General features: G+C 43.7%; 15 protein-coding genes and 1 pseudogene. 6 read left to right on the top strand and 10 right to left on the bottom strand.

What is annotated here, in order from left to right:
* Positions 1-160: 160 nt before the first annotated feature.
* The 6 genes from NT178_15395 to NT178_15370 all read right to left on the bottom strand — a co-directional run bounded on the left by NT178_15395 (position 161) and on the right by NT178_15370 (position 4,355).
* On the bottom strand, positions 161-1,042 hold the full coding sequence (locus NT178_15395) for an ATP-binding protein (protein ID MCX5813912.1): 882 nt from the start codon (positions 1,040-1,042) through the stop codon (positions 161-163).
* A 40-nt stretch (positions 1,043-1,082) separates the two neighbouring features.
* Positions 1,083-1,532 carry a hypothetical protein gene (locus NT178_15390; GenBank protein ID MCX5813911.1) on the bottom strand — a complete coding sequence of 150 codons (450 nt, stop codon included), beginning with the start codon at positions 1,530-1,532 and terminating at the stop codon, positions 1,083-1,085.
* A gap of 88 nt (positions 1,533-1,620) precedes the next feature.
* Positions 1,621-2,394 carry an inositol monophosphatase family protein gene (locus NT178_15385; protein MCX5813910.1) on the bottom strand — a complete coding sequence of 258 codons (774 nt, stop codon included), beginning with the start codon at positions 2,392-2,394 and terminating at the stop codon, positions 1,621-1,623.
* 77 nt (positions 2,395-2,471) lie between these two features.
* On the bottom strand, positions 2,472-2,912 hold the full coding sequence (locus NT178_15380) for a thioesterase family protein (GenBank protein ID MCX5813909.1): 441 nt from the start codon (positions 2,910-2,912) through the stop codon (positions 2,472-2,474).
* Positions 2,913-3,322: 410 nt separating this feature from the next.
* Complete coding sequence (locus NT178_15375; GenBank protein ID MCX5813908.1) at positions 3,323-3,523, bottom strand: cold-shock protein; 201 nt, start codon at positions 3,521-3,523, stop codon at positions 3,323-3,325.
* 214 nt (positions 3,524-3,737) lie between these two features.
* Positions 3,738-4,355 (bottom strand): DUF4398 domain-containing protein, encoded by a 618-nt coding sequence (locus NT178_15370; protein MCX5813907.1) that lies wholly within the window; start codon positions 4,353-4,355, stop codon positions 3,738-3,740.
* 137 nt (positions 4,356-4,492) lie between these two features.
* On the opposite strand from NT178_15370, the gene NT178_15365 reads away from it, so the two are divergent.
* From NT178_15365 to hgcB, 3 genes are read left to right on the top strand one after another with little or no spacing between them, the layout of a single operon-like run.
* Positions 4,493-5,008: a MarR family winged helix-turn-helix transcriptional regulator gene (locus NT178_15365; GenBank protein ID MCX5813906.1), complete on the top strand. Its 516-nt coding sequence runs from the start codon at positions 4,493-4,495 to the stop codon at positions 5,006-5,008.
* Complete coding sequence (gene hgcA, locus NT178_15360; protein MCX5813905.1) at positions 5,005-6,036, top strand: mercury methylation corrinoid protein HgcA; 1,032 nt, start codon at positions 5,005-5,007, stop codon at positions 6,034-6,036. Before NT178_15365 ends, hgcA begins: the two co-directional genes overlap by 4 nt.
* On the top strand, positions 6,033-6,332 hold the full coding sequence (gene hgcB, locus NT178_15355; GenBank protein MCX5813904.1) for a mercury methylation ferredoxin HgcB: 300 nt from the start codon (positions 6,033-6,035) through the stop codon (positions 6,330-6,332). The genes hgcA and hgcB overlap by 4 nt, the downstream gene beginning before the upstream one ends.
* 44 nt (positions 6,333-6,376) lie before the next feature.
* Here the strand turns inward: hgcB and NT178_15350 are convergent.
* Positions 6,377-8,456, bottom strand: a pseudogene (locus NT178_15350) (ATP-dependent RecD-like DNA helicase).
* A gap of 140 nt (positions 8,457-8,596) precedes the next feature.
* Between NT178_15350 and NT178_15345 the strand changes: the two are divergent.
* Together NT178_15345 and NT178_15340 are read left to right on the top strand one after the other, a co-directional pair.
* Positions 8,597-9,541 (top strand): adenylate/guanylate cyclase domain-containing response regulator, encoded by a 945-nt coding sequence (locus NT178_15345; protein ID MCX5813903.1) that lies wholly within the window; start codon positions 8,597-8,599, stop codon positions 9,539-9,541.
* Positions 9,528-11,666: a bifunctional (p)ppGpp synthetase/guanosine-3',5'-bis(diphosphate) 3'-pyrophosphohydrolase gene (locus NT178_15340; GenBank protein ID MCX5813902.1), complete on the top strand. Its 2,139-nt coding sequence runs from the start codon at positions 9,528-9,530 to the stop codon at positions 11,664-11,666. The genes NT178_15345 and NT178_15340 overlap by 14 nt, the downstream gene beginning before the upstream one ends.
* Positions 11,667-11,775: 109 nt before the next feature.
* On the opposite strand, the gene rpmB is transcribed toward NT178_15340, so the two are convergent.
* From rpmB to NT178_15325, 3 genes are all read right to left on the bottom strand, one after another.
* The gene (gene rpmB / locus NT178_15335; GenBank protein MCX5813901.1) at positions 11,776-11,967 is read right to left on the bottom strand and encodes a 50S ribosomal protein L28; all 192 of its coding nucleotides are present in this window, start codon (positions 11,965-11,967) and stop codon (positions 11,776-11,778) included.
* Between the two features lie 117 nt (positions 11,968-12,084).
* On the bottom strand, positions 12,085-13,011 hold the full coding sequence (locus NT178_15330) for a DUF4143 domain-containing protein (GenBank protein MCX5813900.1): 927 nt from the start codon (positions 13,009-13,011) through the stop codon (positions 12,085-12,087).
* Positions 13,001-13,174, bottom strand: coding sequence for a hypothetical protein (locus NT178_15325; protein MCX5813899.1), 174 nt, complete (start codon positions 13,172-13,174; stop codon positions 13,001-13,003). The genes NT178_15330 and NT178_15325 overlap by 11 nt, the downstream gene beginning before the upstream one ends.
* 226 nt (positions 13,175-13,400) lie before the next feature.
* Here NT178_15325 and NT178_15320 point away from each other — a divergent pair.
* The coding region (locus NT178_15320) for a hypothetical protein (GenBank protein MCX5813898.1) at positions 13,401-13,870 on the top strand (470 nt) is incomplete at its 3' end.

The following is a 13,870-nucleotide window of genomic DNA, read 5'->3' as shown; positions in this document are numbered from 1 at the left end:
TTTTTTTATTTTCTTGTGAATCCCCCTTGATGCTGTTCTTTATTTTAACCAATATTATAAATCTGTCAAGTTTATTTGATCAGAAGTTTCACGTTGCACATCCAATAAAAAAACCCGTAAACTTCATAAAACTTAAACCTTGACGAAGTCATGGAGGGAACTATAAATGCCTTACCGGCAACAATATTTTGAAAATACTGCCCTGCCCTGCTGTGCTTTCCACATCGATCTTTCCATTGCTCGCTTCAACAAGCCTTTTTGAAAGAGAAAGTCCAAGCCCTGTCCCCTCGCCTTTCTTCTTTGTAGTAAAAAACGGCTCAAATATTTTATCCAGATGCTCAGGGGCAATGCCTGTCCCCTGGTCAGCAACAGAAATATAGATATATCCACCTATATTCCCTGTCTTTATACGTATATCACCGCCATCAGGCATTGCCTGGGCTGCATTCATTACGATATTCACAAGAGACTGCTGGACATGTATCCTGTCTATTTCAACCTGCGTCAGGGTCTCATCTTTTTCAACAAAAAGTGTAACGTTTTTAAACCTTGTCAGGTGATGTTCCAGAAACAGCACCGTATCATCCACAATCCCGTTTATATCAACCGGCTCAATTTTAGGCTCATCCATCCTTGAAAACTCAAGGAGCTTCGCCAACACATTCGATAGCCTGCCCGATTCTTTATCAATCAAACCGGCATATTCCTTTATTTTATCACCATCTTCCGCCTTCTCTATCCTCTTTGCAAACCCCTGTATGGAAATAAGCGGGTTTTTTATTTCATGAGCAATAGAGCCTGCAAGTTCCCCCAGCGTGGAAAGCTTGTTCGCCCTTCTGAACTCATCTTCAAAAGCTTTGATCCTTTCATCTCTACTCCTGATTTCTTTCAGCTTTTCATTTAAAGCCATATACACGTCATTCAACTCTGTAATATTTGTCTCAAGAAGCATGTTCCTCGCCTGAGAAAGGCTCTTAACCTCTTCAATCTCGATCTCTATTTCCCTCAACCTTTTTCTCAGTTGTTCATTCTCGTCTGTCATTATTTTACCAACCCGTTAAATCATCCGGCAAGTCCGCCGGTTAATATATAAATATCTCAAATTCGCAATAATTATATCCCACAGACCAGCTCTTTGTCTGTGTAGATTTGGCCTTTTTGCTATACACTTTTTCAATAATCCCCGCTATAATGCCGCTTTCCATGTCGCAGAACATCTCGCCCGTATTACCGAAGCCGGCGCAGGTAATACACTCGTAAAGCTTCACAGTTATGTGGTCTTCGTCAACGATCTCCACTTCCGGTATACCAATCCTCAATTCTCTTATCCTGTCTTTGAATTCGGTAATGTCCCCTGCCCCTACCATGTTCCCTACATGCTTCCCCATCATATAGAGCGTTACCCCCGAACTTTCACCCAAAATACTTCTCATGCCGATAATCCGCAAAATCCTGAACAAGATCAATGGAACCTCTTCGCCAAGTTCCGGCCTTACAATGTGTTTAAGATCTTCAATTGTATATTCTTTCATAGACCCACCTTTTTATTTCGGATATTGGATTTTAAGCTGCCTGATATGCCTTGATGACCGGTAATATAGAACCCGCAATCCCTGACAATCATTTCTCATTCAAGACCATCAGCATGTCCTTGTGTATAAGACCGTTTGATGCGACTATCGTGTCTTTATACACGCTGAACTTGTTCCCCTGAATGTTCGTCACTGTCCCGCCGGCCTCATCTATCATAAGACAGCCTGCTGCCATATCCCAGGAATTCAGGCTCAACTCCCAAAAGGCATCAAATCTGCCGCAGGCCACATAACAGAGATTGAGCGCAGCCGATCCATCCCTTCTTACTGCCTGGGCTTTAAAAAGAAAATTTAAAAAATGATCAACATTGTTTCTTTCGGTAGTAGCAATATTGTATGGGAAGCCTGTACTCAACAACGCCTGCTTCAAATCATTGACGAACGATACTTTTATCCTTTCACCGTTCAGATATGCCCCTGCTCCCTTTCTCCCGAAGAACAATTCGTTAAATATGGGATTATAAACTACCCCGTACGTAATCTGTCCATTCACTTCATAGGCAATTGAAGTACAAAAAAAAGGATACCCGTGGGCATAATTCGTTGTGCCGTCAAGAGGATCTATAATCCACCTGTTCTTTTTTCCGTCAAAATCGTTCTTTTTCTCTTCGCTTATAATATCATCATCCGGAAATGCCCTTTTTATAAGCCCGATAATCTTTTCCTGGCAGGCCATATCCACATCGGTGACAAGATCTGTCTCCCCTTTGTGGCGAATATTGATACTTTTTTCAAAATATTTTCGCTGAATTTTCCCGGATTCAAAAGCACAATGTATTGCAAAGTCGAGCAGTTCGTCCATAATCCCTATTGTACATAATACAACATAGGGTTTTCAATGATAAACATCTCCGATCCTCGATTCGGAACAGGTCTATATTATTTTTGAAGCCCATGTTCGGCCAGAGCTTTCAGGAATACCTCCGGTATTGGGGCAACCTTTCTTGAAGCATAGTTGAATGTGGTCAGACCTGTTTCTGCAAGGGCAACAACGATCTGCCCCTTGTTTATGCGATGAAAGAGCCGGAAACTGCTTCTACTTATTTCTCCGGCATGTGTATCAATTACAAGTTCATCAAACATGAAAGCTTCGGATTTGTAGTTCACTGCCAGGTCCGACATTATTATACCCGTTTTCCCATCGCCAAGGTCCTTCTCGCTAACACCTATTGAGCGAAGCATATTGACCCGTGCCGCACCCATGAGAGATACAAGTGCATCATTGCCCAGGTGTCCTCCATAGTTTATGTCCCTCGGCTCAAGCGTTACTGTATAATGAAATTCATAATTATTTAGCTCACTCAATTTTATCCGTGGCATCACAGGACCCCTTTCATTGAATTTTCTTAAATTGTATCCCCTCCTTTTGTCTACCACTTCCCGGTCGAAGGTGTCAAAAAATATTTAATACCAATTAGCCTTCAAATCATAAACTTCGTTAACTCATCGTCACACTCCTCAACTTACCGGGAAGTACGCCTACGTCCGGGTACCCTCTCTCTGGGTGCTATTTATGAATCCAAATTGGTATAAGATATACCAGCCTGTGATAGGGATTTATTTTTTCAAGATTAATATAGAGCAGACAAAATATCTGGTAGAAATAACGTGTGCTTGCAATATTTTCAATGTAATATTTTTCATTAGTGGAAACTTTCTTAAAATCGATATTAATTATAGAGTGTTTAAAAAGAAAGAAGGCCCGGATAACCGGGCCTTCTTGGTTGGGCTTAGCCTTTTGTTACATTTGATGCAGCAGGACCCTTAGGACCACTTACTACATCAAAACTCACTGTCTCGCCTTCAGCTAGTGATTTAAAACCACTGTCCTGAATGGATGAATAGTGAACAAACACATCTGCACCATCATCTTTGGTAATAAAACCAAAACCTTTGGACTCGTTGAACCACTTCACAGTTCCTTTTGCCATATCGACTTACCTCCTTTTTAGAATGTGGAAGAATACGGAACTGTGTTACGAAGGGACTACAAAAAATAATTTCTGCGGTTACAACTAACAAATACTTCCGAAACTCCATGTTCATTATCCCATTAAATAAGAAAGAATGCAACATTTATTTTGATTAAATAAAAAAGGGCGGGTTAGCAAATGAACCCGCCCTTTTTTCCATACTATTTCTTCATTATTTCTTCGGTGGTGCTGGGGGTAAATCTTTCTTTGCCGGGGTGGCAGATAAAAGATTCGGCAATTCGTCTTTCTTCGTGTTTATCTGATCATTCAATGCCTTCAACTCGTCGCCAGCTTCTTTTATTTTCGGGCTCTGGAGTTTCTCTTTGATACCTGTCAGGTCTGTTTCAAATTTCGTAATTATGCCCTGGACTTCTTCAACTGCCTTTGCAAGATTCTTCTTTTTCGGAGCAGTTGAAACTGTGGCCTTCATATCATCGATTGCTTTCTGAATATCCTGAACAAGCTTATCGGCATCTGCCTTCATTTTTGCCTTAACAGCATCAATCCCTGCAATTGCCTGCTGAGCATTGGCCTCAGCCTCTATGGCAGCCTGCTTTGCCTCTTTATATTTCTTCCCATCTACGTAGTCTTTCGCCGTCTTAAATGATGCTTCCGCTTTTGTAAAGAGATCCGGTACATAGACAGGCGCTTCCTTTTGTTTTGCATCTCCTATAGCCTTTTCGGCCTTTGCCATCTCTTCTGCAGGCGGTTTGGCACATCCTGTAAGGATTCCAAAAGACAAAATAAGTATTGCGATGAAAAAGCAGTAAAAAATACGTCCTTTAAACATTCTCATACCTCCATAAATTATTTTTGAACTATTTTATCACATAATGAAACAAAATGCCAAATCCCGGATAAAAAAACTTGACATATTTTATGTTGTACTATACAATTGTTGTAATATGAAACTATTAGGCAAACAACATGGATGAATTTATAATTCAACTATTCAGAAAAAATTTGCGGTTGCTTGAAAAGAAGCTTGCCATGCAGCTTAAAGAAGATTCGTTCTGCTGCGGTGTTACCATAGCTCAATGCCATACCCTGTTGGCTGTTGAAGCAAAAAGGATTACAACAGTTACTGAGCTTGCAGGTGAGCTTGAACTCGATAAAAGCACATTAAGCAGGACAATAGACGGTCTTGTTACAACCGGTCTTATCAACAGGGAAACTATCACGGGCAACCGGAGGAGCCAGCATATTTCTCTGACTCCCCAGGGTAAGAAGGTTACGGCCGGCATCAACATGCAATGGAACCTTTATTTTGCTTCTCTTTTTGCCCGTATCCCCGAATCCAAACATCAAACTGTGATAGAAAGCATAGCGATATTATCTGATATAATCCCCTCATCAGGATGTTGTTGTGAAACAGGAGAATGCGAAGATGCACAACAAGAAATATGGGGAAGCGACAAAAACAATGAAAGGGAACAAAAATGAAAAAAATAGATAAAGCACCAGGGTGGATCAATGGCTGGCATCCTTCAGGAATAGGATTCATCCCTGTAATCAGTACACGCCTTGCCTTTCAGGACAGACTCGGCGGCTCTCGTGCTCGTTGGGGAATCGGCAGGATGCGATATATAGTGAATCCAGGACTCTATGCAGCCGGGAAGCCTGATGCTGACTCACCGATTCTGGTCACAGCCAACTACAAGCTATCTTTTGACAACCTCAGAAAAAACCTTCAGCATATAAATGCATGGGTTCTGGTGCTGGACACCAAAGGGGTGAATGTCTGGTGTGCTGCAGGAAAGGGTACTTTCGGTACCGAAGAGGTTATCAGACAGATAAGGACGGCAAACCTTTCTTCCATTGTCCGTCACAGGACTCTTATTCTTCCCCAGCTTGCTGCACCAGGAGTAGCCGCACATGAAGTGGCACGCACGACAGGCTTTAAAGTTGTCTATGGCCCTGTACGTGCTGCCGATCTTCACCGCTTTCTTGAAAACGGGTTGAAGGCGGACAGGCAGATGCGTACCGTATCGTTTACTTTAAGGGAACGGCTTGCGGTGGTGCCTGTAGAATTTGTCAAGTCATGGAAAATTGGCCTTGCAGCCCTTCTATTTGTATTATTGTCCAGCTATCCTGCAGGGGATATGATCTCGTGGTCAACCTTTTTGCGGTTCCTTCCTTACGTGGGAGCAATCCTCATTGGCTGCCTCTTTGTCCCGGCTCTGCTCCCCTGGATTCCAGGCCCTTCCCTGGCCTTTAAGGGGTGGCTTGCGTGTATTGTCGCCACTATTATCTATACCCTGTTTAACGGAAATCAGCAGACAGATAATGCAGTGTATCTTCTTATCCTGCCGGCGATCTCTTCCTTTCTGTCGCTCAATTATACCGGCGCCACTACATACACATCACTTTCCGGTGTGAAAAAGGAGATGAAATTTGCCATGCCGCTTATCGGTTTTGCATTAGTCTCCGGCATTGTGTTACATATAATCGGTTTGTGGAAGACAACATGATTGATGCTATGAGATATCTGAAAGATGTGGTCACACTCGAACTGGACATATCAAAGTGCACAGGATGCGGTCGATGTGAGGAGGTATGCCCGCGTGCTGTTTTGAGTCTTAATAACGGTAAAGTGTCCATAATTGACCGGGATGCCTGCATCGAGTGCGGGGCTTGCAGCCGTAACTGTCCATTTGAAGCAATGACAGTTTCGGCAGGAGTGGGCTGTGCCTATGCCGTTATCCGCGGCGCTCTGAAAGGCACTGCTCCTGATTGCTCATGCTCGGATAAATACGATTGCTGCTGATGCCGATTAGCCTCAGTCCGAATAGCTCTGGAAACTCCGGTTTATTAACTAAAACCCGACATCAGTCGCTCTTTAAGCATTGTGTATCGCATCTGCGGCTTGTTGTTTTTTATGGCTATTGCAAGTGCCTTCCTTGTCCCGACAAGTATAACGAGTTTTTTACCCCGTGTAATACCTGTATATAAGAGGTTCCGCTGCAGGAGCATATAGTGCTGGGTAAGCAACGGCATAATAACCACAGGGTATTCGCTGCCCTGAGTCCCTGTCGATCTCTCTGACCCTGCCAATGTCGCCGTTATATACATCCTTGTCGTAATTATTTCTTATCTGGAGCACCTTGTCTCCGGCTCTGAATATTCTGCCGCCGCGGCTAAGCTCATCCCTTCCCGGATTCAACTCCTTCTGGAGCTCTGTATTGAGGCTTGAAACCCCCACAACCCCTTTGTGCATCGGAGTTAGTATCTGGATAGCATCCAGGGGATCGTATCCGAACCGCGAAGGAACACCTTCCTTGCAGAGATATACAATCTTTTCCAGTACTTTTTCAGGCTCCTCAATTGTGAAAAAAAAGAAATCATGGAGATAGCCCTCACCGCCCCTGAATAGAGGCATCTCGCCGCTGTTTATCCTGTGTGCATTCACGATAATCATGCTCTCTCTGGACTGTCTGAATATCTCCTTCAGCTTAACCACAGGAAGACAATGGGCATCGATAATATCCCTTAATACGTTTCCTGCACCCACAGAAGGCAACTGGTCAACATCTCCCACAAGGATCAGGGTTGCCTTCAAAGGCACTGCCTTGAGAAAATGATACATGAGAATGGTATCCACCATTGACGCCTCATCTATGATAATCAAATCAGCTTCCAACGGGTTTGACTCGTTCTTCTTAAACGCCCCGCTGCCCGGGCTATATTCAAGGAGTCTGTGTATTGTCTTTGCTTCATGCCCCGTTGCCTCGGTCATTCTCTTTGCCGCCCTGCCTGTGGGCGCTGCAAGGAGTACCTTCTGACCCATTCGTTGATAAATTTTGATAATGGCGTTGATGATCGTAGTCTTACCTGTTCCGGGGCCGCCCGTTATCACCATGACCTTGCTGTTTATCGAATCCCGGAGCGCCTCGATCTGCTTCTCGGAAAGGCCTATTTTCAATATCTTCTGCACCCACTCAATCGCCTGCTCAATATTTACAAGCCTTAACTGTTTTGGAAATGTAAGGAGGCTTTTTAATTGCTGCGCAACACCGCATTCCGACACATGGAATTTTGTCAAATAAACAGATTGTTCATTCTTTTCACGTTCCTCTATGACAACCTTTTTTTCTGCGGAAATGGCATTAAGAGCAAAGGAAATACCGGACTCTTCAACCGTTAAAGTCTCACTGCATTTTTTGATAAGAGGATTGCAAGGGTAATAGACGTGACCTTCATCCGACAGCTCATGCAGTACATAGAGGATGCCTGCCTCTGCCCTGATCTGTGAATCCTTCGGGATGCCGAGCTTTTCCGCTATCTTGTCGGCTGTGATAAAACCGATGCCGAATATATCCATGGCAAGCTTGTAAGGGTTTTCAATCACTACCTGTACCGAGTCTTTGCCATACTGTTTATAGATTTTCATTGCATAGACAGGACTCACTCCATTCCCCTGCAAAAAGACCATTACATCCCGTATATCTTTTTGCTCCTCCCAGGCTATCTTAATCATCTCAACTCTCTTTTCGCCTATGCCCTGGACCTCATGAAGCTTCTCAATATCATTCTCTATAACAACAAGGGTATCGTTTCCGAATTTTGTCACGAGCCTCTTTGCCATAACAGGGCCTATGCCCTTAATCATGCCGGAGCCAAGGTACTTTTCTATGCCCTTTACGGTTGCAGGCATGATTGTTTCATAGGATACGATCTTGAACTGCTCACCGTATTTCGGATGTCTATCCCAGTACCCCGAAAGCTTCACCACTTCGCCGGGGATTATGGAAAAAAGCGTACCCACTATTGCAATCAAATCCGGCCTGCCCTGTGCCTTCATTTTTGCAATCGTGTAGCCGTTCTCTTCGTTATAATAAGTAATCCGCTCTATCTGTCCTTTCAACTCCAGTTGTACCTTCCCGTTATACATGGATTTATCATATCCAAAACCGGAAGGAAAAGAAAGGCATAAATACCTGTGGTATATTGTGCTGATGAGAAAGCCGCCGATATTAGTTCTTGTCATTTCTCCCTCGTTACGATATTATAAAAAAAAGGGGGTAATATAACATGCACTTGGGAGTCCTTATTGTAGACGATGAGGAGGGCATAAGGAGATCGCTTACAAGGATACTCAGAGAAGACGGCTACTCAGTTCAATCTGCGATAAACGGAGAGGAAGCGTTGGCGTTAGTCGGGCAAAACCCGCACATTGACGGCATAAAAACAATAGAACAGTTAAACAAGCTGCATCAGGGTCTTACAAAGATAATCCTTACAGGCTACGGGACGCTCGAATCATCAATAAAAGCGATAGAAAACGGCATAGACGGGTTTATCACAAAGCCTTTTGAGAATAAAGAGATCACATGGAAGGTAAAGGAATACTATATAAAGAGGAGGATGAGGCAGTTTATATCACCCGATATATTTAATGAACTTATTGACGAACCTGCACACCTTGAACCAAAGGTCTCCCATTTAACGATTCTTTTTTCAGACATAAGGGGTTTTACGCAGCTTTCATCCAAAGTACCGCCTGTTGAGCTTGCTTCTTTGCTGAACAGATACTATTTTCAGCCTATGAGCGAGGTAGTAGTACAGCACAGAGGGATGGTTGACAAATATATCGGCGATAGCATCATGGCTTTGTTTGGAGCACCTGTATACCATGATAAACACGAAGAGAATGCGGTAAAGTGTGCTGTTGAAATGATAAAAAGAATGGAAGCGCAGGACCAGGGACTCCATATGGGTATAGGGATAAGCACAGGCTACGTTGTTACAGGCATTCTGGGTTCGATTAACAAAAGAGAATATACCGCCCTCGGAATGCCGGTTAATGTAGCTGCCAGGCTTCAAAAGCTTGCCGCCCCCGGTGAAATAATCATTTCAGAAGAAACGAAGGTAAAACTGGACAGCACATTGCCCTTTGAAAAACTTGGGGCACTCACACTCGCCCCGCAATATATGCCCACCGTATACTACAAATGGACCGGAAATGGTCAGATTTAACGACATCGTAGAAGAAATACTGAAATACAATCCCCAGGCAGATGTAAAGACACTGGAAAAGGCATATATTTTCTCTGCGCAGGCACATAAAGGTCAAACCAGGTTATCCGGAGAGCCTTACCTGATACATCCTCTTGAGGTGGCATATACATTAACAAAAATGTCTCTCGACGTGCCGAGCGTCGTTTCAGGATTGCTCCATGACACAATGGAAGACTCCTATGTGAGCAAAAAAGATATCGAAGAATATTTCGGACAAGAAGTCGCAGATCTTGTAGACGGCGTAACAAAAATCGGCCGGATTCAGTTGAAAACATCGGAAGATTCAAGGGTTGAGAACTTACGGAAGATGATCCTTGCGATGAGCAAAGACATCAGGGTAATACTGATAAAACTGGCAGACAGATACCATAATATGCTGACCTTAAACTTTCTCCCTTCTGAGAAACAGGTTATCATCGCCAAAGAAACCCTTGAAATCTATGCCCCCCTTGCCCACCGGCTTGGGATAGAATGGATAAAGGGAGAGCTTGAAGACGAAACCTTTAAATATCTTTATGCCTTGGAATACAAAACCATATCGGAAAAACTCGCAAAGAAGAAAAAAGAAAGGGATACCTATATTCACGATGTAATAGAGTTGCTGAAGGATAAATTTAACCAGTATAAATTGCAAGCTGATATATCAGGAAGGGCAAAGCGACTATACAGTATATATAGAAAAATGCAGCAGGAAAACTTGGAATTAGACGACATATACGACCTGACCGCTTTCAGGGTTACTGTGGACAGCGTCAAGGACTGCTATTTAGCCCTCGGTTTAATTCACGCCTTTTTTAAGCCGATACCCGGCAAGTTCAGTGATTTTATAGGCATTCCCAAGGCAAATATGTACCAGTCCCTCCATACAAAAGTAATAGGCCCTCGTGGTGAAAAAATAGAAATCCAGATAAGAACCCATGAAATGCACCGCATTGCAGAGGAAGGCATTGCGGCCCACTGGAAATACAAGGAAGGTAAGGTATTTGACCCGAAAGAAGACAAGGTTTTTGCCTGGCTAAGAAGAATAATTGAATCGCAGCAGGAATTAAAAAGCAATAAAGAGTTCATGGAGGTTTTTAAGATCGACCTTTTCCCTGATGAAATTTATATATTTACCCCAAGGGGAGAAGTAAGGGAACTTCCAAAAGATGCAACACCGGTAGATTTTGCCTATGCGATACATACAGAACTTGGAAATAAATGCGTTGGGGCAAAAATAAACGGCAAGCTCGTACCTTTGCGATATGCCCTAAAAAGCGGTGATACTGTTGAAATTCTTTCGAATCCGACACATAAACCGAGTAAGGACTGGCTCGGCTTTGTAAAAACTTCAAAGGCAAAAAACAAGATACGGCAGTGGATTAAAACAGAGCAAAGGGAGCAAAGTATAGAGCTCGGCAAGGTTCTGATAGAAAAAGAATTGTCAAAGCATGACTTGAGCTTTTCCAAGATATTGAAAACCGGGGACCTTTTGGCCAGCGCTAAGGATTTCGGGTTTGAAACATTGGACGATTATTTCGCGAGCATAGGCTATGGCTTGCATACCCCGCTGCAGGTGCTCGGTAAGCTTATCCCTGAAAAAGAAAAACCCAGCAAATTAAAACAATTGATCGGCTCAATAAAACGGCCCAAAGACACCTCCATTAAAATTAAAGGCATTGATGACGGGATGGTTGTAAGATTTGCAAAATGCTGTAATCCTATACCCGGAGATAAAATATTCGGTTTCATTACCCGTGGCAGGGGAATAACCGTACATACAGAGGATTGCTCAAATACTCACGCATATGATGAACAGAGAAAGGTTGAAGTTTCATGGGAACTGAACAAAAACTTTACATATCCGGTAAAGCTCAAAATATCAGGAGATGACAGAAAAGGCCTCATATCCGATATCAGTGCAATTATGTCGGCAAACAAGGTAAATATCCTCAGCGCCAGCGCCATGACTTACCCGGACAGATCAGCAGCGGGCATCTTTGAAATAGAAATCGGAAATATGTCACAGCTCCAAAAAATCATGAAATCTATGCAAAAGATTAAAGGGGTAAGGTCTGTCGAAAGGATGCGGGGAGCATCATAAAGAAATAATAAAACATTCACAGTATAGAATAAGATTTAATTGTATTTAATGCTGCATTCTACGCTTTGAGTTTTAATACCCGGTCAGAAAAAAGGAAGGTTTTACCGTTTTATGCTGCTTTCTGGAAGTTGCCTTTCTTGATGCACCTTGTACAGGCTCTTACTCTCTTTGTTGCCCCATCCTTCACGATTTTAATAGTTTGTAAATTCGGGAGCCATTCCTTTTTCGTCTTGTTGTTGGCATGGCTTACATTAAAGCCAACCTGTTTGCCTTTTCCACATAAATCACACACTCGTGCCATCTTTCCTCCAATTCATGTTGCTTAAGGATAAGGATTCTACTAATTTACACAGGGTATGTCAACAGAATTATCCCAGGAGCTCCCTCGGTTTTTAGCTTTAATTGGCCGGAACGCTATTCATCTTGTGAATGACAATCCTCCAGGATTGCAAATATAGACGTTTACACCTGAAATACTCTTCATATATCCTTGCCCTGAAAGGGGGCATACAAGATAATTGTTCCCCCTGGGGTAATAATCCCGGAATGCCTTGAGCGATGACACATCAAATTGCCCCGGGCGCCACTTACACTCTATTGTATCTATCTCATCTCTGTTCCGCACGATAATGAAGTCTATTTCCCTGCCGCTGTTGCCACGCCAGTACTGAACTGTATTGTTCCAGGCATGTGCCTGAAGGTGTTCCAGTACAAGGTGTTCCCACAGAGGGCCGTAATCGTCAGGTCTTAAGGGCTCCCACCCTTTATAAAGGCTCACAAAACCGGTATCGAAGCAATAGACTTTCGGCATTTTGATGATTTCTTTCCGTCCGCTACCATAGAAAGGTCTTACGAGGGTTACGGCGTGGGTTATCTCCAGTGCCCGCAGATGGCTTTCTATGGTTGGCCTGCTGATGCCAAGTGCGCTTGATGCTTTTGTGACCTCTAACTGCCCTCCACTCTGTTTTATAAGATATTCAAAAAACATGTTGAACTTGTCTGGATCGCGGAAAGCAAACAGTCTTTGAATGTCCCGTGAAAAAAATGAATCTACCCACTCACGATAGAATGCAGGCTGCTTCGTTTCAGATAGTAACGCCTGAGGCAATCCCCCGTGGTAGAGCCTTTTTAAAAGCGGTGCATTATTGAATGCAGAAAGTTCACTCCAGAGAACAGGGGTCAGATGGACAAGGCGTTTCCTCCCTGTAAGGGTGTCTTTGAACTTTTTACTCGCGGCAAGCGTTGATGAACCGGTGGCAATGATCTTCAGGTGCGGGAATATGTCTGCGCCTATTTTCAGCACCATGCTTGGGTCACTGAGTTGATGCACCTCATCAAAAATCACAACAGGACGAGGGCAGGTCACAGTTTATATAATAAACATTTTCATCACCGAGACTCCGGGCAAGGGTTGTCTTGCCTGCCCTCCTCACACCGGCAAGCCATACAATGGGCGCTTCCTGCCAGGCTGCTTCTATTCGGCTAATCCAGAATGGTCTCTCTATCATGGTAACTATACTTTACATATAATCCGACTATATGTCAAGTATAGTTAAAGCTACACAGTTTTTGCCTGATGCACACCATTGTTTTCTGAAACATGCAGATTACCTATCGTTTTTATAATTCCCGGAGTACAACTGGCAATGTTGTTGCTCAGATTTCCTTGTTGACATTACCAAACCCGCCTGTGATACAATCGTACATTATGCAAATTCGAGCGAAGGGGGCCCGATGAAAAAGAATGATAACGCGAAGGGTGATGAAGGACGCGCTCCTCTGACGCGGCGTGCGGTGTTGAAAGCAGGTCTCGCCCTCGGTGCCATAGCTTCAACCGGGAGTCTGGCTGCTTACGCAGCATCGCCGGATAGTGTTTCTCAAAACGGTCCGGAGAAAGGGAAGCTTGTAAGAATGGCGACCTGGCATGATGGATTTTTCTTTAAGGACGAGAGCCTCGTCTTCGAGCTTATCAGGGTCATGGCTAAAACTCTCGAGCACGGGGCGGACATAGGGGAATCACTCTCCACGGCAGTCCGCATCAAACAGAAGGAAGGCGACATGCAGGCCCTTCTCCATGCCTGGTACGAGGAATGGAGAAAGCTCGGAGAGCGCATCGAGAAGATAGGTGACGAATGCCTTGCGAAAGGTCACAAGGTAAGTGCGCGGGATGCCTACCTAAGGGCCTCCGAGTACTACCGCAACGC

Source organism: Pseudomonadota bacterium (assembly GCA_026388255.1).
Taxonomy (GTDB): domain Bacteria; phylum Desulfobacterota; class Syntrophorhabdia; order Syntrophorhabdales; family Syntrophorhabdaceae; genus JAPLKB01.
This window is presented reverse-complemented; position numbering and strand designations above follow the sequence as displayed.